A 22,036-nucleotide genomic window follows, 5' to 3' on the forward strand; every position below is an offset into this window, starting at 1 on the left:
TTTTTTTATCCTTAATTATTAGAATTGTTTGCCGCATTAATCATATTAGTTACAGTATTTAGCTGTTGATTGAGTTTATTTAAAATACTCTCATATTGCAACCATTGATTCGCCATTGTATCATATCTTGTATCAATCATAGCCTGAGTTGAGTCTTTAGAGGTATTTAATGATTTAATATCATTTGTCAAACTCTCATCATATTTTGTAATTGAACCATCTTTTCCAGTCATCTCTTGCAACGTGGCTTTTAATTTTGAAAAAATACCTTTACCTTCTATAGGCTTAGAGGTTATATTTACATCAGACAAACCTAATTCCTTGAGAATGCTAGCATTTCCTTTGATTGAAAAATCCGAACTACCATCTCCACTAAAATTCAACCTAAACCCTGTAACATTGTTTTGATTATAGGATTCAACCTTAACTTTTAAGCCTTCAATACCTTTACTGTTTATATGATTAGCTAAATTTTGAAGCAATTCTTCCTCTGTTTTCCCTGTTAATTTAAAATTAGTACCATCAGAATTTTTAGATAAATCATATGTTTGATTATTAAAAACTATAGTAAAATCTCCTGGTTTAAATTCTAAACCATTAGTATTACCTCCATTGGAATTAAGATATTTACTTAAACTTCCTGTCTTAATTACCTCTCCTGTGTGATTAATGTCTTCGTATTTAGTAATATTTGAAAAAAAACTTTCAGTAGAGTCTGGATCTTCTTTAACTTTTTGTTCAAATTTAGAAGAATCAAAACTCAAAGTGCCTGCATCATTTAAACTTAAGCCAAAATCCTGCATAGAAAGCATAACCTTAGTGTTTACTTTATTACCATTTGCATCTTCAGTAGTTCCATCAACAACTTGAGAATCAAACAAATCAGCAAGAATGCTTGAGCGTATTGAATTTACTTCACTGATGCCTTGTAAAGTTCCTTTTGTTCCAGTTTCACTATTATAGTCAGTTGCAGCATTAAGATTGGTTACTAAATCATTATAAGCATCCACCAAATCTTGCATGGCTTTTGTCACACCTTCAAAATCTTGCTGTACATCAAAATTAATTTCACCTGTTTTATTTAAAGTTAAAGTCATTCCTACACCAAGATCGGTAACAGTATTACTTGATCTAAACATCTTAATACCATCAAGTGTGAATTCTGCATTTTGCGCAGTTTGGATATGCAAAGAAGCATCCTTAATGCCATAACCTTTTTTATCCTTAGCTGGATCAATAGTCTGAGTCGTTTTATCTAATTCCCATCCAAGATTTGAAAATATGTTTTCTGCCTCTGGATCACTTTGATACTGACCCTGCGCATCTTTTTTTCCAGCATAGAAACTTATCGCACTGTCTTCGCCTGTTTCTTTACTGGTTAAAGTTAAGCGGTAAGGAGTGCCTTTCTCTCCTGTGTTTACAATCTTAGCGACAATCTCTCCTCCACTAGCTTCATTAATTTTATCAGCTAAATCTCTATAGGTTGTGTTTTTATCTACCGTAACAGTATATTCTTTGCCATTTGAAAAAAAAGTAAGATCGGTGGTTCCAGTTAAATTTGCATTAACAAAACCGCTGTCATTTGCTAATCCTTTGCTTTGATACACATCTTTTTGTGCAAGTTGAGTAACATTGATATTCATGCTTTGTAAAGCAACGCCCGAATTAACTGTAAGACTTGCTGGAGGATTATCGCTAATACTTCCTACAACTTTTCTTTTCGCAAAAACCGTAGCATCGGCTAATGATGAAACAGCCGTCTGAAAACTTAGTAATTTAGTTTTGATTTCTGTTAAATCTTTTTGTTTGGTTGTATTTTCTTCAATTTTTTTAGTATAAGGATCAATACGAGCTTTTTGCTCTGCTTCTTTTAATTTATCTATAGTATCTTGAGTTAAAACCCCAGAACCAAATCCTAAACTAGATAGACTACCAAATGCCATTTTTAACTCTCCTTATCAAATATCATTCCTATCACATCCCTAAAATACTCAGCTAATCTCATAGCTTCTTCGCTAGGAATTTGACGGATTTCCCTTCCAGTACTTTTTTCAGTCACGCTAATATACATAGAACCGATTTTATCACTATAACCAAAACGAACATTGGTATCTAGAGAATCCATTTGCTCATTTAACTTTTTTGTAATATCAGCCAACTTTTCACTCACACCTCGTTGCTGTCCATCATCGCCTCCTTGGCTTTGACTTCTATCGGTTTGAATGTTTAAACTAGCCTGTGTCTCACTTGTTCTTTGGCTAATGTTTGCCAAAGCTGTATCCATTTGCCCATTTGCCTTCGATATTTCCATTTTAAAATCCTTTTTAAAATTTCCTATTGCTAGTTAAAAGCTTATATCGACAAATTTATAAATTTATGAACACCTATAAAGAAAATTTTATTTTTCAATAATAAAAAAATAATAAGCAAAAACTGTGCCAAAATTTTAAAATAAATCTCAATTATCTTAAAAAATTTCAAATTTATTAAAAAGATCTGGATTATTTTCTAAAATATTACGCAAGATCAAATCTTCTATGACGCTTTTAGTGCAATCTGTTTGCTTAGGCCAAGCTCTTAAATAACCCTCAGCCTCACCTTTAGCACTTGCATCTACTCCAAGTCTTTCTTCTTTGATAAAAATATCTCTTTTAGCATCTATATTATTTACCACACGCCAAACAAGCATATAAGAATTTTCAAGCTTATTTTCAGCATCTAAAAACACTAAAATCCTAAAATGTTTTTTAAATTCTAAAAGTTTGTCAAAACTTTGTTCGATTTTTTCTTTTTTATCAAGTAAAATACAAACTATAGGACTTTTACTTTCTTTATAAAATTGCTTTAAATTTAAAAGTTCTACCTTAGTTTTAAAAAGTTCTAGTAATTTTTCATCTTCTAAAATTTCAAGCTCTTCAACTTGTATTTCTTCGCAAGCATCAAGTCCTGCTTTACCCCCAAAACAAGAATTAGGTGAAGCATGATCTAATTGATCACAAATTCCTTCTGAAATTAAAATTTTCTTTGTATTAAAACGATCTAACATATAAGGAATTAAAGCATCATAATCTTTCAAAGAAGGTGCATTTTTATCCACAAAAATTGCATGCTTAACAAAACTCATTTGCCCTACTCCCCAAAATGCATGCATAATTTGTTGCGCATGAGCGGGATATTTTGCATCGATTTTTGCTAAGATAAGATTATGAAAGACCCCATTTTCAGGCATATTATAATCAATTAAATCAGGTACTGAAGTTTGAAGCAAAGGTAAAAAAATTCTTTCAGTACCAAGTCCCATGATCTTATCTTCTAAAGGAGGCTTTCCTACAACCGTTGCTTGATAGATCGCATCTTTTTTAGCATAAATTTTTTCTACTTTCATCACAGGAAAAAGTTCAGCAGGAGTGTAAAAACCCGTATGATCTCCAAAAGGACCTTCGATTTTAAACTCTTCTAAATCCACATAACCTTCAATAACCACATCACTATCATAAGGTACAAAAATACCATTTTCACAAGGAGTAATTTTTGCAGGAGTTTTTTTAATAAAACCATAAAGTAAAAGTTCAAAAATTCCCTTAGGTAAAGGTGCTTGAGAACACCAAATATAAAGCGGATCTCCACCTATGGCTATACTTACAGGCATTTTTTTAAAACCAGCATTTTTGTATTCGTGATAAAAATTTGCCCCATCTTTATGAATTTGCCAATGCATTAAAAGTTCATTTTTATCACTCATTTGCAAACGATACATTCCAAGATTATTTTGAGTTTTATCTAAATTTTGTGTATAAACTTGCCCCATGGTAATAAATTTACCCGCATCATCTTCCCAAGTTTTTAGTATGGGAAGTTCTTCAAGTGAGTTTAAAATTTCATAATCATACAAGGCTTTATTTTTTTTCAGTCTTTTAGGAGGAATATTTTTAAAACTTAACAAATTCATAAAAAAATCCATTTTTGCTTTAAAACTCGTAGGAATATGAAGCTTGATGAGTTTTGAAATTTCTTCAGCCACCTCTTCATAATCACGTCCAAAAGCTAAATTTAAAGCCTTTTCATTGCAAAAAGTATTCATCAAAACAGGAAATTTATATTGTTTATTTAATTTTTTATCTATAGGATTTTTAAATAATAAAGCCTTCCCTTTTTCTCCTTTTTTAGCTTCTATATAGGCTAAATGAGCGATTTCAAGATCTACATCTATAGGTTCTTCAATTACCCTTAAAAGATCATTTTCTTTTAAAATTTGAATAAATTCTTTCATATCATACTCTCAGCTTTTTTTAAAAGTTCTTTAGCACCTTTAGCAATAAACTCCTTAGCCAAACTCTCTCCAAAACCTTTAAAATCATTCTTTTTAATCATTCTTTTATCTTTTAAAATTTCACTTCCATCGGGTAGTCCAAGTACCGCACGCACACAAATTTCATCTCCTAAAAGCTCTGCGTTAATACCTATAGGAACTTGACAACCCCCTTCTAAAGTAGCAATAAATTCCCTTTCAATGCTTGTTTCAATCAAAGCATTTTCATCATTTAAACATTTTAAAAGTTTTAAAATTTTTTCATCATTTATACTTTCTATACCTAAAGCTCCTTGAGAAGCCGCAGGAATAAGCTCATCCTTGCTAAATTCATAAACAAAATTCACTTGCTTATCTAAATTTAAGCGTTTAATTCCCGCCATTGCCAAAATAATCGCATCAAATTCATTATTTTTTAATTTCTCTATACGAGAATTAACATTACCACGCAAAGAAATAATCTCTAAATCAGGTCTTAATAATAAAAGCTGCATCTTGCGTCTAAGACTAGTAGTGCCGATTTTTGCACCTTTTGGCAAAGAAAGAAAATCTTTATAATTTTGACTTAGCATAGCATCATTGCTTTGCTCTCTTTTACTTACCGCTGCCAAAACTAAACCTTGAGGAAAAAAACTAGGCACATCTTTTAAACTATGCACTGCTAAATGTGCTTCTTTTCTTAACATACTTTCTTCAAGTTCTTTTGTAAAAAGTCCTTTACCACCAATTTTTGCCAAAGGAGAATCAAGCAAAACATCACCTTTTGTTTTAAAACCTTCTAAAAGCACTTCAATAGAATGAGTATTTTTTAAAATTTGGGCTACATGCTCACTTTGCCAAAGAGCTAATTGACTTTTTCTTGTTGCGATAATAAGCTTCATTTTCTATCCTCTATAATTTCAACATCAATAATTTCTTCATTAGAATTTTGATACTCTTGCTTAGTGTATTGATATTTTGATTTAGTTATTAATTTCAAAGCAATACCAAAGAAAAATACAAAAATTCCAAAAACACTTGTAATAATCCCTGGAAAAATAAGCAAAAACCCTGCGATAACAAAAGAAAATTGTGTTAACATATCCTTTAAGCCACCCATTTGAAATTCAAGCATATTTTTCCAAAAAATTCCCAATAAAACCGCACCAAAAATCATACTCAAAAGTATGAAAAATAAAAAATTACCAAAACCAAAAAACACTATAAAAAATATACTTGCAATAATTTCAAGTACAAATAAAGGACTTAAACTTAATTTATAATTCATAACACTTTCTTTTTAAGAATTTCCATAAGTTCATCAATTTTTATAAGTTCTTTTATCAAACCTTCTCTTTGGATAAGCTCTATTTCATTATTTTCTAATCCTTTACCAATAACTAACGCATAAGGAAAACCCATAAGTTCAAAATCATTCATTTTAACCCCAAAACGCTCATTTCTATCATCAAGCAAGACTTCTAATCCAAGATTAGTTAAATCCTCATAAAGCTTATTGGCAAATTCTAAAGCCTTTTCATCTTTGATATTGGAAACAATAATTTCAAGCACAAAAGGAGCTAAAGTTTTATTCCAAATACATCCTTTTTCATCATGGTTTGCTTCAATAGCTACAGCCAACAAGCGTGAAACACCTATGCCGTAACATCCCATATAAAAAGGCTGACTTTTGCCATTTTCATCTAAAAAATTTGCATTCATCGCTTTGGAATATTTTTGTCCGAGTTTAAAAATATGCCCTACTTCTATACCTTTGCTTTGTTTTAATTTTGCTCCACATTTAGCACAACAATCCCCTTCTTTAACTTCAATCAAATCTTTAAAACGATCTTTGTTTAAATTTACAACATCAATACCGATTAAATGATAATCTTTTTCATTCGCACCCATAATCATTTGTTTTTCGTTTTCAAGCTCAAAATCTATATAAAAATCTATATCTTTTAATCCTACAAAGCCTATAAAACCAGCTACTAAGCCAGCTTTTTCTAATTCATCTTCACTTGCATCGACTAATTCAAGAGCATTACAAGCATTTTGAGCCTTAACCTCTTGTAAATCATCACTTCCTCTTATAAAAAATACAACTAATTTGCTTTCATTCTCATAAATAGCTTTTTTTACTACTGCTTTAATTGTATAAAAAGCATTAATTTTAAAAAATTGTGCCAAAGAGTCTATGGTTTTTATATTTGGAGTGTGAAATTTACTTGCATAATTTGCCTCAGGACGCTCATCTTGGCAAGTCTTTTTAACTCTTTTTGCTGCTTCAACATTAGCCGCATAGTCACAATTTTCGCAAATTAAAATATCATCTTCCCCATTTTTTGCTAAAACCATAAATTCCTTAGAACCACTTCCACCAATAGCCCCACTATCAGCTTCAACTGCTCTAAAATCAAGCCCCATTCTTTGCAAAATTTGAGAATAAGTTTTATACATAAGCTCGAACTCACGCCCTAAATCCTCTTCATTGGCATGAAAACTATATCCATCTTTCATTAAAAATTCACGACATCTTAAAAGCCCAAATCTAGGCCTTGCTTCATCACGAAATTTAAGTCCAATTTGATATAAATGCAAAGGAAGTTGTTTATAGCTTGTGATTTTGTTTTTTACCAAAGAAAGCATAGCTTCTTCATGTGTTGGACCTAAAACAAATTCATTTTCTTTTCTGTCTTTAAAACGCAAAAGTTCTTTTCCAAAAACATTATAACGCCCACTTTCTTGCCACAAACTTGCAGGAGTGATAAAACTAAGATTTACTTCTTGTGCTCCAGCCTTATCCATTTCTTCTTTAACTATATTTTTAATCTTGTCTAAAACTCTTTTTCCCAAAGGCAAAAAATTATAAAGTCCGCTACCAATTTGTTCTACAAAACCCGCACGCGTTAAAAAAATATGGCTAGGTAAGCTCGCATCTTTTGGCGCTTCTTTTAAACTTGGTGCATAAAATTTAGTAAATCTCATCATTATTCTCCATATCAAATTCACATTTATATTGATTTAAACCTTCAAGATTATTTTGCAAATCAAAAACATAACGCATAGCATTAATCACTGTATCGCTTTGCATTTTACCTTGTAAATGTTTCAAATTCACAGTAGGCGTGTGTAAAAAAGCCTTAAAAACTTGATGAATCAACTTTCTAGCCTCTTCTTTATCAGATTTTTTCAAATATCCTTTTTTTAACGCAATTTCTAGTTGTTTATCTGCATATTCTTTAGCTTGCAAGCGTATAGCTTTGATAATAGGCATCAAAGCCAAATCGTTTAAATACCTAAAAAATTCACTTGTTTCACGACCTATTATCCCATAAGCCATACGAGCTTCTTGTTCTCTTAGTGCTAAATTTTTTTGAACCACAATTTCAAGATCATCTACAGCAAAAACAGATATATTTTCATTTTCATTGATATCAATATCCCTTGGAACTGCAATATCAAAAAAATACCTTTTATAAGAAAGTTCTTCTATTAAAGAATTTGTAATAATAGCATTTGGTGCATTGGTAGCTGAGAAAAAAAACTCGTATTGATTTAAATATTTTTTTAAATTTTCTAAACTATCATATTCGCTTAAAACACCAAGTCTCTCACACAAATCTTTAGCTTTTTGTAAATCACGATTTAAAATAATCACCTTAGCACCCGCAGCAATTAAATGTTTTGCCGCAAGCTCTCCCATCTCTCCAGCTCCAATAACAACAGCTTTTTTTTGCGTTAAATCTGCAAGTTCTTTTGCTTTTGCCACGGCAACGCTAGCTATAGAAATAGAATTTTTAGAAATTTGAGTTTCATTGCGTACCTTAGCAGCACATTTAAAAGCACTATGTACCGCTCTTGAAAGATGTACTCCACAAAAATTATTTTTTACAGCAAAAGCAAAGGCATCTTTTAATTGTCCTGCTATCTGAGTTTCTCCAACCACCAAACTATCCAAAGAACTTGCTACAGAAAAAAGATGGTGGATTGCTCCACTATCTTCAAAAATATCAGCTTTTTCAAGTAAAATATCTTTATCAACATCACAAAGTAAAGCCAAAGATTTAACAATAAACTCCGCACAGGCCATTTTTACAAAAGCAACAATTTCAACACGATTGCAAGTACTTATAACCAAACATTCTTCAATATTTTCATGAGTGCTAATGATTTTTAAAAACTCACTTTTTTTAGTTTCATTGGAAAAGCTTAACTTTTCCCTTAAGGCAATATCTGTATTTTTATGAGTAAAAGATATACAATAATACATTAAAATTCCCTATCTATCATAGCTTTAATAATATCATTAAGCTTGTTATTATCATATTTTTCAATTGCTTTTCTAGCCTTTTTTGCATAAGTTTTAGCTTCTAAAATAGCTTTTTCTAAAGCTTTTTGTTCTTCAAATTTAGTTTTTAGCCATTCTTTTTCATTTTCATTTAAATCTTTTTTAAATAAAGTCTGCAAATATATCCTATCTTGTTCTTGTAAATTTTCATAAAGATAAATATAAGGCAAGGTAGTTTTACCCTCTTTAAAATCATTCATAGCAGGTTTTCCAAGAATTTTTTCATCACTCTTAATATCTAAAATATCATCAATCATCTGAAAAGCAAGTCCTAAATTTTTACCATATTCTGCAAAATCTTTTTCATATAATCCAGCCAAAATAGCTCCGCATCTAGCACTTGCTTCAATCAAAACAGCTGTTTTATTATAGATCATTTTCAAATAAGCTTCTTTATTGATATTAAATTTCTCTCCCAAATCAACATCCATAAGTTCGCCTATAGCAAGCTTTACAACAGCATCTGAAATAATACTTGCAAATCTAGCATCCATTTTGCTTAATTCATAAAAGGCTTTTGAATACAAAATATCGCCCAACATAAGAGCATTTTTTGTGCCAAATTCAGCATTAACAGATCTTGCTCCACGCCTTAATTCACTCTCATCGATAATATCATCATGTAATAAACTAGCAAGATGTATCAATTCTATAGCTGCGCAAATTTTAAAAGCAATCTCACTCTCATCTGCGATAGCTAATAATAATTTAGAGCGTAATTTCTTTCCTGGTTTTACATTTGAAAGCATATTTAAAATAGGTTCATAGCCAAGCTCTTGTAAAAACTGTTTTATTAATTCATCTATTTTTTGCACTATCTTTTCCTTGTTAATTACTATTATTATTGTCTTTGCTTGTTAATGGCTTTACCTGAGGTTCGTTAAAATTAATCATAGGAACAACCTGATTGTTTTGCGGTGGATTTTGTAAAGCTTTTTTTCTCGGATCTAAAAATTCTACCATTAAACGAGATTCCTTATCTTCTATATAAACTGTAAAAGTTGCCAAACCTTTATTATAACCACTAAATTCTAAAATAAGTCTTGCTCTATCAATATGTGGATTAGTATAATCAGGTATTAAAGTTTGAGTTACCCAATCTAAATTTCTTCTTAAACTCATCACAAATTGACGCGGATATTTGCGAAATTTCGAATGTACGATGATATTAGTATTATCAAACAAAGTCCAATAAAAATCAAAATTTTGCACCTTATCTTCATAGCCTATTTCTTTAATCTGCACACTAGCTCTCTCATCTTTTTTAAGTATAAATTTATAAGTATAATCAAAAGTTGGTTCAGATGCTAAAACATTACTAAAAATAAAAAAAATACAAATTAAACAAGGGCTTATTTTAAACAATTTTAGCCTTCGTGTCCTAAAATTTTTGCGCCCAATTCTATATAAATATCATTTTGCCTTTCTTCTATAAAATCACCATTTTCTAATATGAAATTTTTTACATCCATTTCTGTTAAACCTTGTTTTTCCAAAAGTTCCACCATGGCAATATGATCAGCAAAAAATTCCTCAAAAACTTTTTCTAAGGCTCCTAAATTTCCATTTTGTATAATTTCTATAAATTTTTCTTTTGGAGTTTTATTAAACATTTCATCAAAAAAATCCATTAATTTTCCTTGAAAATATAAGTTTTTGATTATAAAATTTTAATCGTTAAAAGTAGCTAAATTAAAATAATTAAAATTTAAATTTTATTTGCAATGTGTAAAATTTTAGAAGTTAAATTCCGCATGATGCGGAATTTATTATGAATATGGTTTTGCTTGAGTGGCGTATTTTACACCCAGATCAAAAGCTTTAGCATTTGCATCACGAGTTTTTGCAGGAACCATATGAAGCATAGTTTCTTTTAAAACATCTAAATCTATACATTTGCTCATATAAGCAGCAATTGCAAGTGCAACAACTGATTGAGTAGCCACATTTCCTACCTCATCTTTAGCTATGGTAATAATAGGGATTTCAAAAATTTGCCATTTTTTATAATCTTCACTTTCAGGATGTACTAAATTTGGCTCTACAACTATAATACCTCCTTCTTTTACACCCCCACGAAAACCTTTATAACCCTTATCTGCAGTCGAAAGCATAAAATCTACTTCCCCTTCTACGGCATAAGGAAATAAAATTTCTTTATCATCAATGATAATATCCACCTTAGTAGGACCGCCACGCACTTGTGAAGTATAAGTAGAAGCCTTAAAAGCTTGACGACCTTCTTTAATGGCTGCTTCTGCTAAAATTTCTCCTGCGGTGATAACACCTTGTCCGCCTTCACCGCCAAATCTTAATTGATATTTCATTTTAAAGCTCCTAAATCCACCATTCTTTTTTCTTTGGCTGCACGACGTACTTCTTCATAAGCGTGGCAGTATTCTGGCTGAGAATTATCTTCATGTAAAATTCCTGTTGGAAATTTATCTTTTCTTTCTTCAAAATCCATGCTTTCAAATTTAGCTTTATCCACAACGCGATTTTTAATCCAATCAAGCATAGCTACAGCTTCGCCCATTTTGTTTTTTCTACCTAGATTGATATGACAATTTGAAAAAACATCTACAAAACTATAACCCTTATGCGCTAAAGCCTTATAAATTAAATTTTCAAGCTTATTAGCTTCGATCACATTACCCCTTGCCACAAAAGAAGCTCCTGCAGCTTTAGTTAATTCACACGCATCAAAATTAGGGTCAATATTTCCAAATTGAGCTGTTACTGTATAAAAACCTTTTGGAGTAGTTGGGCTTGTTTGGGAATTCGTAAGTCCATAGATGAAATTATTGATTACAATATGTGTTAAATCAATATTTCTGCGACAACCATGTATGGTATGATTTCCACCAATTGCCAAAGTATCCCCATCTCCGCTTACTACAATAACATGTTTACTAGGATTGGCTAGTTTAATGCCTGTTGCATAAGCTATTGCTCTACCATGAGTTGTATGAACTGTATTACAATTTACATAAGAACTCATTCTGCCACTACAACCTATACCCGAAACAAGACAAACATCATCCATATTCCAACCAAGTTTTTCTATCGCGCGGATAATACATTTTAAAACAACACCATCGCCACATCCCCAACACCATTGAGTAGGCATTTTATCTACTCTTAGATATTCATCATAATTAAAAGCCATTTATATATTCTCCTTTACCTTAGCAATAATTTCACTTGGAGTGATAGGACGACCATTTGCACGGTGCAAACTAATAAAATCGCGACGCGAAGTTACTCTTTCAATCTCTTCAAGATATTGTCCCATATTAAGCTCGCTTACCATTACTTTTTTAAATTTGCTTACAACTTCAGCGATTTTTTTCTCAGCCACTGGATAAAGAGTAATCGGACGGAAAAGCCCCACTTTAATCCCTTGCTCTCTTAATCTTTGTATAGCTTCTTTTGCTGAACGACTCACGCTTCCATAAGCAATGATTAAAAACTCAGCATCATCAAGCATATACTCTTCATAAGTACAAATATCTTCTTGATTGTTTTTTATTTTACCTATGAGTCTTTCCATATTTTTTTTCACTATAACTCCATCTTCAGTTGGAAAACCTATATCTCCATGATGAAGTCCTGTAACATGATAACGATAACCTGTAAAGAAAGGATTTAAAGTTGCAGGCTCATTTTCTCCTGCTGCATAAGGTTTATAATCCTTTTTATCGCCTTCAAATTTTTTACGGTTATATACTTTAATATCTTTTAAATCAGGTAAAACCGCTTTACCATTCATGTGCCCTACAGTTTCATCCATAAGTAAAAATACTGGAGTCATATATTTTTCAGCTAAATTAAACGCTCTAATGGTTTCTGTATAAGCTTCTTCAAGACTTGCAGGAGCAATAGCAATACTTGCAAAATCCCCATGAGTTGGTGCTTTAGCTTGAAACAAATCTCCTTGTGCTACACGGGTTGGAAGACCTGTCGAAGGACCACCTCTCATAACATTTACAATCACAAGTGGAATTTCAGCAATAAATGCAAGTCCTATTTGCTCTGCTTTTAAAGAAATTCCTGGACCGCTACTTGCAGTCATGGATTTTACTCCACTCATTGCCGCACCAATAGCCACGCTAATACCTGAAATTTCATCTTCCATTTGTATAAAAGTTCCATCATTTGCAGGAAGCATATGGCTTAATTCATGAGCTATCTCACTACTAGGAGTAATAGGATAACCTCCAAAAAATTTACATCCACAATCAATCGCAGCTTTGGCGATTAAAACATTACCTGTTGCTATAACTTCTCTCATTATTTTTCCTATGCTAATTTTTTGTATTTGTTATTTTTTACGGCTGCAGCTCTATCTTTAGCCTCAGCAGTAAGTTTGGCAAATTTAAATTCATCTCTTTTTGCCACCATAATAGCAAAATCAGGGCAATGTGTCTCACACTCGGTACAGCCTATACAGGATTCAGGGTGTACCACCTCTATCATTTGTCCTAAAACCGCATGCACATCATCGCGCATAGCTAAAACCCCAGCGGGGCAATAGCTAACACAAATATTGCATGCTTTACATCTATGCTCATCTACCCAAACAGGGGTATCTTTTGGAGCTATCATACTCATGTTTTTTCCTTTATTAACCTAATATTTTTTGAATTTCTTCACCAATTAAAGCCGGAGAATCCACCACATGAATTCCATAGCTTTTTAAAGCTTCTTTTTTAGCTGCAGCGCTTTCATCAGCACTTCCTACTATGGCACCTGCATGCCCCATTCTTTTACCTTTTGGAGCAGTTGCACCTGCAATGAATGCTACCACAGGTTTACTAATATTTTCTTTAATAAATTTAGCCGCTTCCACTTCCAAACTACCACCAATTTCACCTATCATTACAATAGCCTTAGTTTCATCATCTTTTTGGAATTCACTTAAAAGTTCTTTATAAGCAAGACCTATAATAGGATCACCGCCAATTCCTACTGCAGTAGAAATTCCATAACCACCTTGAACTACCTGATTAGCAGCTTCATAAGTTAAAGTTCCACTTTTTGAAATAAGCCCCACGCAACCTTTTTTAAAAATAAAACCTGGCATAATACCTAACTTACATTCTTCAGAAGTAATAATACCTGGACAATTTGGTCCAATGATTTTCATACCCTTTTTATTAGCATATTGCTTAGCAAACATCATATCCTTTACAGGCGTATGCTCGGTGATTACAACTGCAAGCTTAATACCCGCATCAGCTGCTTCAATCACGCTATCACCCACAGCAAAAGCAGGTACAAAGATCAAGCTTACATCAGCCTTTGTTGCTTTAACCGCATCTGCAACGGTATCAAAAACTGGTTTACCTAAATGAGTTTGTCCGCCTTTATGAGGGGTGACACCTCCAACTATATTTGTACCATAAGCCATGCATTGCTCAGCATGAAAAGTTGCTTCTTTGCCTGTAAAACCTTGAACTATTACTTTTGTATTTTTATTAACTAATATACTCATTTTCCATCCTTACCCTATTAAACTTTTTACAAGCTCTGCACCGTTTTTAAGATTGGTTGCTGCTTTGATATTTTTAAGATTTGAATTATCTAAAATTGTCTTTGCTTCTGCTGCGTTAGTGCCATCAAGACGCACTACAATTGGAATATTTACCTCAACATTCTTAGTAGCTTCTAAAATTCCATTTGCTATCCTATCACAACGAACAATACCACCAAAGATATTGATAAATATAACTTTTACATTCTTATCTCTTAAAATGATTTCAAAAGCCTTTGCAACAGTTTCAGGAGAAGCTCCCCCACCTACATCTAAGAAATTTGCAGGTTTTGCACCACTATAATTAATAATATCCATAGTTGCCATTGCTAAACCCGCACCATTTACCATACAAGCTACATCTCCATCTAATTTCACATAGCTTAAGCCAAATTCAGCCGCTTCTCTTTCAGCAGGATTTTCTTCGGTAATATCTCTAAGTTCAGCAATTTCAGGATGACGATAAAGCGCACTATCATCAAAACTGCATTTTGCATCAAGGGCATAAAAATCCCCTTCTGCAGTTTTAATTAAAGGATTGATTTCAAGCATATTCATATCTTTATCCATGTAAAGCTTGTAAAGTTTAGCTATCATGGAAATGAGTTTTTTACCTTCATCTTTATCAAGTCCTAAAACTCTTACTACTTCAAGTCCATGAAACATTTTAAATCCAATTTGTGGATCAATACCTACCTTTGCAATTTTCTCAGGGCTTTCTTTGGCTACTTTTTCTATATCCATCCCCCCTTCACTTGAAGCAATAATGGTAATTTGCTCTGCCATTCTATTAAATAAAATAGCCAAATAATATTCTTTTACTATATTAGCACCACTTTCTATATAAAGCTTTTGCACGAGTTTACCTTCAGGTCCTGTTTGATGAGTTACTAAATTCATTCCTAAAATTTTACTTGCGTAATCTTTTACCTCATCTAAATTCTTAGCGATTTTAACACCACCACCAAGACCACGGCCTCCTGCGTGAATTTGAGCTTTAACCGCCCAAACACTACCACCTAATTCTTTAGCATTAGCCACAGCTTCATCTACGCTAAATGCGACTTTTCCCTTTAAAATAGGGATACCATTGTCCGCAAAAATTGCTTTTGCTTGATACTCATGTATATTCATTTATTCTCCTTTATATTGATATTTGATTAAAGATTTTTCTAATTTGTCTTTTTCTTGTGAACTAAGATCCATTTTCATGATTTCAATCACACCTTCAAGTCCTAATCTTGCCATAACTCCTAAGGCTTTGTTTTGCACTCCAAATTCTCCATGTAAAATCACACTCATAGGTAAAAATTCGCCACTTCTTATAGACTCAAGCATTCTTATACAAGCACTAGCAGGGGCTAAATAAGCTGAAGTTTTAAGATGTTTGATTACTTTAGCTCCACCTGTTTTAACTTCATTTTCTAAATCCTCAAATTCCTCTTCATTTAAAAATTCGCTTATATTTTTATTTTTAACACTTGCGTAAGATTTTACCAAAACCATATCATCATTATGAAAACCAATAAGTCTTGTATCCACGCTTGACATTTTGACATTAAGTTTTTTGGCAAGTTCATACTTAAATCTTGCATTGTCTAAAACTCCTGCCATGGCTATAATTTTCTTTGATGAAAAAATCCCGCTTTCATAAAGAGTATTAAGTAGAAAATCCACAGGATTAGTTAAAATAATAAAAAGCGGATCTTCTGTAAAATCTTTAATTTTTTTAGCACAATCAAGCATAATGCTTGTATTTAACTGAAGCAATTCTTCTCTACTTTGCCCATCTTTTCTAGCAAAACCTGCACTAAAAAGCACTATATCTGAATTTTTGGTATGAGTATAATCTTTAGTGCAAAGTAAATCTATATTTAAATTTAAAGCGGCTATGCTTTGAGTAAGCTCCAGTTCTTTTGCGTAAAGCAAATCCTCATTGATATCTACTAAAACAATTTCATTTGCTATTTCTCTTAAAATCAAAGCATAAGCTACGCTTGAACCTACATTGCCAGCCCCTATAACAGTGATTTTCATCTTTGTCCTATTTTTTCTAAAATAGCGTTAAAAGTTGCACTTGGACGCATGATTTTATTTGCTTTTTCATCATCAAATTTATAATACCCACCCAAATCCACTTTCACACCTTGTGCATCGTTAAATTCGGCTCTGATTTTTTCTTCATTAGAAGAAAGCTCTAGGGCAATATCTTTAAAAAAGCTTTGAAGCTCCATATCACTTGCCTGTCTTGCTAAATGATTTGCAAAATACATTGCTAAATAAAAATGACTTGTTCTATTATCATCTTCTTTGACTTTTCTTGATGGAGCTTTATTATTTTCAAGCCATTCGCCTATAGCCTCATCAAGACATTCTGCTAAAACCTTAGCTTTATGATTGCCACACTTATTTGCATAAAATTCCAAACTTGCTTGCAAAGCCAAAAATTCACCCAAACTATCCCAACGCAGATGATTTTCTTCGACTAATTGTTCTACTTGTTTAGGTGCTGAACCCCCTGCTCCTGTTTCAAACATAGCTCCACCATTTAACATAGGCACAACAGAAAGCATTTTTGCACTTGTTCCAAGCTCTAAAATAGGAAAAAGATCGGTTAAATAATCCCTTAAAACATTACCCGTGATAGAAATAACATCTTTACCTTCTCGGATTAACTCTAAACTTCTTAAACAAGCTTCTTTTGGAGTTAAAATGGCTACATTTTTACCCTTTTCTTTTAAACGATTTTGTACCAAAGTTATCATGATTTTATTACTAGCTCTTTTGCTATCTAACCAAAAAATAGCTTCGGCTCCACTAAGTTCTGATCTTTCTATACCTAAATCAATCCAATTTAACACTGCATCAAATTTAGCCTGATTAGCTCTATAAATATCACCTTTTCTAACCTTATGTTCTAATAAAACTTTACCGTTAGAAACTATTTTAAAAGTTCCTTCTTCTTTAGCCACAAAGGTTTTATCGTGCGATCCATATTCTTGAGCCTTTTTAGCCATTAAACCTACATTAGATACACTGCCAAGTTTTGAAGGATTTAAAGTACCATTTTTATGCAAATCTTCAATAACCGCCTCATAAATAGTTGCGTAAGTTTGATCAGGAATTACGGCATTTGTGTCCTTTTCCTTACCTTCCTTATCCCACAATCTTGCGCCATTTTTAAGCATTGCAGGCATAGAAGCATCAACGATAACATCGCTTGGAACATGAAGATTTGTAATGCCTTTATCTGAATTTACCATAGAAATATCTGCAGATTTAGCTAAAATTTCATTGTATTTTTTTAAAATTTCATCTTTTTTGCTTGAATTTTCGATCTTACTTAAAAGCTCACTTAAACCATTATTTGGATTAATGCCTAATTTTTCAAATTCATCTTGAAATTCGATAAATAATTCTTTAAAAAATACTTTTACCGCATAACCAAAAAGTATAGGATCACTTACTTTCATCATTGTAGCTTTTAAATGCAAAGAAAAAAGCACATCATCATCTTTGCTTGCTTTAATTTCTTTTGCATAAAATTCCTGAAGTTTTTGCACATCCATAAAAGTAGCGTCTAAAATTTCATTTTTTTCAAGTTCTAATCCCTCTTTTAAAATTTCATTTTTACCATCAATGCTTGTAAATTCTATATTAGCCACACAATCTTGATCGATTAAAACCGCTTTTTCATTAGAGAAAAAATCCCCTTCTTTCATGTAAGAAACACGAGTTTTTGAGTTTGGGTTAAACTCAACCACATGATAAGGATTGTTTTTTGCATAATCTTTTACCGCTTTTGTTGAACGACGATCTGAATTTCCTTGTCTTAATACAGGATTAACCGCTGAACCTAAAACTTTTTGATATTTTGTTTTAATTTGCAATTCTTCATCATTTTTTGGCTCATCTGGGTAATTTGGTAACATGTAACCCTTATCTTGCAATTCTTTAATCGCCGCCTTAAGCTGAGGAATAGAAGCTGAAATATTTGGGGTTTTAATAAGATTTGCATCCGATCTTTTTACAAGCTCACCTAAAAGTTCTAAAGCATCTTCACATCTTTGCTCCTCTTTTAAATACTCACTAAAAGCAGCTAAAATCCTTCCAGATAAAGAAATATCCGAGGTTTTTACTCCTATATGTGCCCTACTTAAAAAAGCTTTCACTATAGGCAAAAACGAATAAGTCGCAAGAGCTGGCGACTCATCTGTTAAGGTATAAGTAATTTGCATTTTTAGTCCTTTAAAATACTTATTTTTATTTTCATTTTTAAGTATATTACAAATAAAAAAAAATGCAAGAGTAAGTTTAAAGTTTGTTTTAGTTTTCAAACAAACTTTAAATATTTTTAATTAAGTAAATTAGCAGGAAGTTGTATGATATTTTTAATAAGATTAAAAGGGGTTTTTAGGGTATCTGTTAAAATTTCGGTATGAAATTTAGGGTCATCTATGCTTCCATCTATTTTTAAGTTTGTGCTAATTTCTTGATTTTTACCTAAAATTACATAATTTAAAATTGGAACCTTGGATATAGCTTCTGAAGCTGATTTTAAAGTTTTAAGCTCTAAACTAAAATCCACTGTATTTAATCTTAAATTTGCTGATCCTAAACCATATATATCTACACTATCACCATTTAAATTAATAGCCGAAACACTTAAAAGATCTTTTTTTCTATTAAAAATAATCTTTCCATCATGTAAGCTTAAACCTTTTTGATTAAAGGTTGGAGATTTAAACATCAATAAACTTGGTACAGTATCGATAAAGGAAATAAGCTGATTTATACCTTTTAAATCCTTCACATAAGTATTTTTAAAATCGATCTGTCCATCAAAATACTCCAATCCACTTCCTTTTATACTTAAGTTAAACACTCCATCTTGAACAGCTTGTTTTTGTAAAAACTCATTTAAATAATTATCATCAATATTGCTAACGTTTAAATTTAAATCATTAGAAGAATAATAAAGATCAAATTTTGCATTTCCTCTAGAACCTTTAAGATCTAAAGCATTGCCTTTTAAATCAGCCTCTACTCTATCAAAAGCCAAAGTTTTATTAGAATCTGCCAAAATTAAAGCTACATTTGCTCCACCAAAACTAATATTTTGGGTATTAGTAGCAATATCAAATGTTGAATTTGAAGAGTTGGAATGTTTTCTATAAATATAACTTAAATTTTTTAAATGAATTTCTTTATTATCAGAACTTATTTTAGCACTTGCTGTATCACTTTGAGTATGAATTTCCATAATGCCCTTATTTTTTACAATATCAAAACTATCATTTTCATAAGGAGTTTGACCGTTGATAAGTAAATTATTTTTAAAATAAGCATCATTAACGCTTGCATTAAAATCTTCAAAATTTAAAGTTTTATAATAAACATTTTTAGCATCGATAAACCCAAGCTTTTTAAGTAATGGAGAAAATGAAAATAAAATCTTAGGATTATTAAGATTAGCCTCAAGTCCATCTTTAAAATTTAAAATCAAATTCCACTGAGGAATGCTAATGTTAACATTTTGCGAATAATCTAATTTTACTTCTACATTTTGATTTTTTAAATCTAAAAGCTCTCCATTGTCAAAATAAAGCCTTGAAATCTGAGTATTGAAATTTCCTTGCTGTTTTTGTAAGTCAAATTTAGCATTAAAATCAGCTTCTAAAAAGCCATTTTTAACACTGGCATTTTCTATATTTAAATCATTTTGATTTAATTTTATAAATGCTTTTGTAATATTAAAATCAGCCAAAGAAATACTAGCATTCTCTAAAGCTAAAATACCACTATAAGAAATTTCACCCTTATCATGAAAATCAATTTTAAGCTCCAAATCACTTTTAATTTTTCCGCTTTTTTGATAAAAAGGTAGTGAAAAATGATAATCCTCTAAAGCTTTAGCAAGTTTTTCGTCAAATTTTAGATTATCAGACTTAATGCGCAAATAAATCCCAACTTTTTTTTCATCAAACAAATCATATAGATAAACCTTACTAGAACTTAAATCAGCACCATTATAGAAAGCTTTATTAAAGACAAAATCAAGCTTTTGTTTGTTTAAATTTAAATCGAGTTTTGGAATTTCAATAGCATTCATTTTATCATCCAAGCGAACTTTGACATTATTAACATAACCTGATGCACTAATATTGTCTAAATAATAATTATCTTTAGTAAAATCTATAAAGCCCTGCAAATAATCTAAATGATAAAATTCTCCCTTAGCCCTATATGCTACCCAAAGATTTAAACTCTGCGGAAGTTCTATTCTTTTATTAACTCTTTTAAAAATTTCCGTAATATTTCTAATATTTAAATCTTCTATTTTATAAGCTAAATTTTTATCTTTGTAAGAGATGCTTGCGTTAAAGTCAAGCAATTCTCCACTTGCTCTACCTTGAAAATAATAAAACTCGCTCTTAGTATTGATACTTAAATTTCCATCAATACTTAAATCATAATCTTTTAATAAAAGTTTTTTAATATCAGCTATAAGTTCTTTATTTTGACGCTGTAATGTTAATTTTAAAAACAATAAATCATTATCTATAAAAAATTCATTATCTTTAAATAAAATACGCACATGATTATCTTTTATATTTAAATTTTGTATATCAATCTCTTTAACAAAAGTATATAGATATTTTAAATTTTTTGTTATTTTTAAAATCTCTGTTGAAGCATTATCAGAAGAGTGGGTTTGTGATGAAATTTCGGAATTTTGAGTCTCATTTATAGTGATATTTTTTGCTCGTACAATTAATTTTTTATCTAATTTAATATATAATTGTTCCAATTTTAAAAAATCAAATTGGATACTAGAGATGACAATTCCATTTTTAAGCACTATAAACAAAGCTAATATAAGCACAACAAAAAATACAACAATATATAAAATTTTCTTTTTCATACGCAACTTCTTTTTGATATTTATTTTGGGGATTTTTTATTATCTAACTCAGCCTTTAAAAAGCAATTCTGTGGTATTTATTCCCCAAGGTTCAATTTCTCAAATTATAACATATTTAAAGCAAAATAAATATCAGATGAGTAATATTGATAAATATATTTTATTTTTTTTAGGACACCCTCAATCAGGCTGGATCAACATAGGTACAAAAGATTTAAATAGAGCTGAATTTCTACATAAACTCACTATTGCTAAAGCAGCACTGCAAACCATTACTCTTATCCCAGGAGAAACAAGCGTAATCTTTCTAGAACAAGCAGCCAAACAACTTGGACTTGATAAAGATATACTTTTAAAAGAATTTCAAGCTCAAGCTCCTTATGATGAAGGAGTTTTTTTGCCAGAAACTTATAAAATCCCAAAAGGCATTACAGAAAATCTACTCATTCAAATGCTTTTAAACCATGCTGAAATTTCCAATAAAAAAACTTCTGAGAAAATTTTTGGTGATTATAATCCAAAAAAATGGCACCAATATATCATCATCGCTTCTGTAATACAAAAAGAAGCTGCTAATGACAATGAAATGCCTATAGTTGCAAGCGTAATCTACAATCGACTTAAAAAAGGTATGAAACTTCAAATGGATGGAACTTTAAATTATGGAATTTATTCCCATGTAAAAGTTACCCCACAAAGAATAAGACAAGATAATAGCTCTTATAATACCTATAAATTTACAGGATTGCCTAAAGAAGCAGTTTGTAATGTTTCTTTAGCTGCTATTCGTGCAGCTATTTTTCCTTTAAAGACAGATTATTTATATTTTGTGCGTGATAAAAATACTGGAGTTCATATTTTTAGCACAAATATAGATGATCACAATAAAGCCATAAATTTACAAAAAGGAAAATAATTTTTGATATTTTTATA

General features: G+C 31.1%; 20 protein-coding genes. 1 reads left to right on the plus strand and 19 read right to left on the minus strand.

The features are described 5' to 3' along the window. Positions 1-11: 11 nt before the first annotated feature. The 19 genes from fliD to ELQ06_RS02655 form a co-directional block, all read right to left on the minus strand. Positions 12-1,943, minus strand: a complete 1,932-nt coding sequence (gene fliD / locus ELQ06_RS02565) for a flagellar filament capping protein FliD (protein WP_052797800.1) — start codon at positions 1,941-1,943, stop codon at positions 12-14. A 2-nt stretch (positions 1,944-1,945) separates the two neighbouring features. Continuing rightward, a complete protein-coding gene (locus ELQ06_RS02570; RefSeq protein WP_002858519.1) occupies positions 1,946-2,311 on the minus strand; it encodes a FlaG family protein in 366 nt (121 codons plus the stop codon). 156 nt (positions 2,312-2,467) lie between these two features. Beyond that, positions 2,468-4,270, minus strand: coding sequence for a menaquinone biosynthesis decarboxylase (locus tag ELQ06_RS02575; RefSeq protein ID WP_052781948.1), 1,803 nt, complete (start codon positions 4,268-4,270; stop codon positions 2,468-2,470). Further along, the gene (gene hemC, locus ELQ06_RS02580) at positions 4,267-5,190 is read right to left on the minus strand and encodes a hydroxymethylbilane synthase (RefSeq protein ID WP_052797801.1); all 924 of its coding nucleotides are present in this window, start codon (positions 5,188-5,190) and stop codon (positions 4,267-4,269) included. The genes ELQ06_RS02575 and hemC overlap by 4 nt, the downstream gene beginning before the upstream one ends. Continuing rightward, positions 5,187-5,576: an FxsA family membrane protein gene (fxsA, locus tag ELQ06_RS02585; protein ID WP_052797802.1), complete on the minus strand. Its 390-nt coding sequence runs from the start codon at positions 5,574-5,576 to the stop codon at positions 5,187-5,189. The genes hemC and fxsA overlap by 4 nt, the downstream gene beginning before the upstream one ends. After that, positions 5,573-7,282 (minus strand): proline--tRNA ligase, encoded by a 1,710-nt coding sequence (locus tag ELQ06_RS02590; protein ID WP_079460100.1) that lies wholly within the window; start codon positions 7,280-7,282, stop codon positions 5,573-5,575. Before ELQ06_RS02590 ends, fxsA begins: the two co-directional genes overlap by 4 nt. Next, positions 7,266-8,564, minus strand: a complete 1,299-nt coding sequence (gene hemA / locus ELQ06_RS02595; protein WP_052797803.1) for a glutamyl-tRNA reductase — start codon at positions 8,562-8,564, stop codon at positions 7,266-7,268. The genes ELQ06_RS02590 and hemA overlap by 17 nt, the downstream gene beginning before the upstream one ends. Next, positions 8,564-9,457: a hexaprenyl-diphosphate synthase gene (locus ELQ06_RS02600; RefSeq protein WP_052776077.1), complete on the minus strand. Its 894-nt coding sequence runs from the start codon at positions 9,455-9,457 to the stop codon at positions 8,564-8,566. The genes hemA and ELQ06_RS02600 overlap by 1 nt, the downstream gene beginning before the upstream one ends. A 13-nt stretch (positions 9,458-9,470) precedes the next feature. Next, entirely contained in the window at positions 9,471-10,007 is a 537-nt protein-coding gene (locus tag ELQ06_RS02605; protein WP_052797804.1) for an exporting protein, read from the minus strand. 2 nt (positions 10,008-10,009) lie between these two features. Beyond that, on the minus strand, positions 10,010-10,273 hold the full coding sequence (locus ELQ06_RS02610; protein ID WP_002854834.1) for a DUF2018 family protein: 264 nt from the start codon (positions 10,271-10,273) through the stop codon (positions 10,010-10,012). Positions 10,274-10,411: 138 nt separating this feature from the next. Further along, positions 10,412-10,969: a 2-oxoacid:acceptor oxidoreductase family protein gene (locus tag ELQ06_RS02615; protein ID WP_002812564.1), complete on the minus strand. Its 558-nt coding sequence runs from the start codon at positions 10,967-10,969 to the stop codon at positions 10,412-10,414. Then, a complete protein-coding gene (locus tag ELQ06_RS02620) occupies positions 10,966-11,811 on the minus strand; it encodes a 2-oxoglutarate ferredoxin oxidoreductase subunit beta (protein ID WP_002854895.1) in 846 nt (281 codons plus the stop codon). The genes ELQ06_RS02615 and ELQ06_RS02620 overlap by 4 nt, the downstream gene beginning before the upstream one ends. Continuing rightward, positions 11,812-12,936: a 2-oxoglutarate synthase subunit alpha gene (locus ELQ06_RS02625; protein ID WP_002858560.1), complete on the minus strand. Its 1,125-nt coding sequence runs from the start codon at positions 12,934-12,936 to the stop codon at positions 11,812-11,814. 8 nt (positions 12,937-12,944) lie between these two features. Beyond that, complete coding sequence (locus tag ELQ06_RS02630; protein ID WP_052797805.1) at positions 12,945-13,256, minus strand: 4Fe-4S binding protein; 312 nt, start codon at positions 13,254-13,256, stop codon at positions 12,945-12,947. A 13-nt stretch (positions 13,257-13,269) separates the two neighbouring features. Next, positions 13,270-14,139 (minus strand): succinate--CoA ligase subunit alpha, encoded by an 870-nt coding sequence (gene sucD, locus ELQ06_RS02635; protein WP_002855278.1) that lies wholly within the window; start codon positions 14,137-14,139, stop codon positions 13,270-13,272. A gap of 9 nt (positions 14,140-14,148) precedes the next feature. Beyond that, a complete protein-coding gene (gene sucC, locus ELQ06_RS02640; RefSeq protein WP_052794097.1) occupies positions 14,149-15,312 on the minus strand; it encodes an ADP-forming succinate--CoA ligase subunit beta in 1,164 nt (387 codons plus the stop codon). Then, complete coding sequence (locus ELQ06_RS02645; protein WP_044261288.1) at positions 15,313-16,215, minus strand: malate dehydrogenase; 903 nt, start codon at positions 16,213-16,215, stop codon at positions 15,313-15,315. Continuing rightward, positions 16,212-18,416, minus strand: a complete 2,205-nt coding sequence (locus tag ELQ06_RS02650; RefSeq protein ID WP_052782035.1) for an NADP-dependent isocitrate dehydrogenase — start codon at positions 18,414-18,416, stop codon at positions 16,212-16,214. Before ELQ06_RS02650 ends, ELQ06_RS02645 begins: the two co-directional genes overlap by 4 nt. 116 nt (positions 18,417-18,532) lie before the next feature. Beyond that, positions 18,533-21,103: a DUF3971 domain-containing protein gene (locus ELQ06_RS02655; protein ID WP_052781945.1), complete on the minus strand. Its 2,571-nt coding sequence runs from the start codon at positions 21,101-21,103 to the stop codon at positions 18,533-18,535. On the opposite strand from ELQ06_RS02655, the gene mltG reads away from it, so the two are divergent. Then, on the plus strand, positions 21,018-22,019 hold the full coding sequence (mltG, locus tag ELQ06_RS02660) for an endolytic transglycosylase MltG (RefSeq protein ID WP_002859067.1): 1,002 nt from the start codon (positions 21,018-21,020) through the stop codon (positions 22,017-22,019). The two genes, ELQ06_RS02655 and mltG, sit on opposite strands and share 86 nt — an antisense overlap. The last annotated feature ends 17 nt before the right edge of the window (positions 22,020-22,036 follow it).

It is taken from the genome of Campylobacter sp. CH246, assembly GCF_004378835.1.
GTDB classification, from domain to species: Bacteria; Campylobacterota; Campylobacteria; order Campylobacterales; family Campylobacteraceae; genus Campylobacter_D; species Campylobacter_D jejuni.

Excerpts from the sequence above, each read along its gene's own strand:
- fliD (WP_052797800.1), bottom strand. The coding sequence starts at position 1,943 with ATGGCATTTGGTAGTCTATCTAGTTTAGGATTTGGTTCTGGGGTTTTA.
- ELQ06_RS02570 (WP_002858519.1), bottom strand. The coding sequence starts at position 2,311 with ATGGAAATATCGAAGGCAAATGGGCAAATGGATACAGCTTTGGCAAAC.
- ELQ06_RS02575 (WP_052781948.1), bottom strand. The coding sequence starts at position 4,270 with ATGAAAGAATTTATTCAAATTTTAAAAGAAAATGATCTTTTAAGGGTA.
- hemC (WP_052797801.1), bottom strand. The coding sequence starts at position 5,190 with ATGAAGCTTATTATCGCAACAAGAAAAAGTCAATTAGCTCTTTGGCAA.
- fxsA (WP_052797802.1), bottom strand. The coding sequence starts at position 5,576 with ATGAATTATAAATTAAGTTTAAGTCCTTTATTTGTACTTGAAATTATT.
- ELQ06_RS02590 (WP_079460100.1), bottom strand. The coding sequence starts at position 7,282 with ATGATGAGATTTACTAAATTTTATGCACCAAGTTTAAAAGAAGCGCCA.
- hemA (WP_052797803.1), bottom strand. The coding sequence starts at position 8,564 with ATGTATTATTGTATATCTTTTACTCATAAAAATACAGATATTGCCTTA.
- ELQ06_RS02610 (WP_002854834.1), bottom strand. The coding sequence starts at position 10,273 with ATGGATTTTTTTGATGAAATGTTTAATAAAACTCCAAAAGAAAAATTT.
- ELQ06_RS02615 (WP_002812564.1), bottom strand. The coding sequence starts at position 10,969 with ATGAAATATCAATTAAGATTTGGCGGTGAAGGCGGACAAGGTGTTATC.
- ELQ06_RS02620 (WP_002854895.1), bottom strand. The coding sequence starts at position 11,811 with ATGGCTTTTAATTATGATGAATATCTAAGAGTAGATAAAATGCCTACT.
- ELQ06_RS02625 (WP_002858560.1), bottom strand. The coding sequence starts at position 12,936 with ATGAGAGAAGTTATAGCAACAGGTAATGTTTTAATCGCCAAAGCTGCG.
- ELQ06_RS02630 (WP_052797805.1), bottom strand. The coding sequence starts at position 13,256 with ATGAGTATGATAGCTCCAAAAGATACCCCTGTTTGGGTAGATGAGCAT.
- sucD (WP_002855278.1), bottom strand. The coding sequence starts at position 14,139 with ATGAGTATATTAGTTAATAAAAATACAAAAGTAATAGTTCAAGGTTTT.
- sucC (WP_052794097.1), bottom strand. The coding sequence starts at position 15,312 with ATGAATATACATGAGTATCAAGCAAAAGCAATTTTTGCGGACAATGGT.
- ELQ06_RS02645 (WP_044261288.1), bottom strand. The coding sequence starts at position 16,215 with ATGAAAATCACTGTTATAGGGGCTGGCAATGTAGGTTCAAGCGTAGCT.
- ELQ06_RS02650 (WP_052782035.1), bottom strand. The coding sequence starts at position 18,416 with ATGCAAATTACTTATACCTTAACAGATGAGTCGCCAGCTCTTGCGACT.
- mltG (WP_002859067.1), top strand. The coding sequence starts at position 21,018 with ATGACAATTCCATTTTTAAGCACTATAAACAAAGCTAATATAAGCACA.
- ELQ06_RS02655 (WP_052781945.1), bottom strand. The coding sequence starts at position 21,103 with ATGAAAAAGAAAATTTTATATATTGTTGTATTTTTTGTTGTGCTTATA.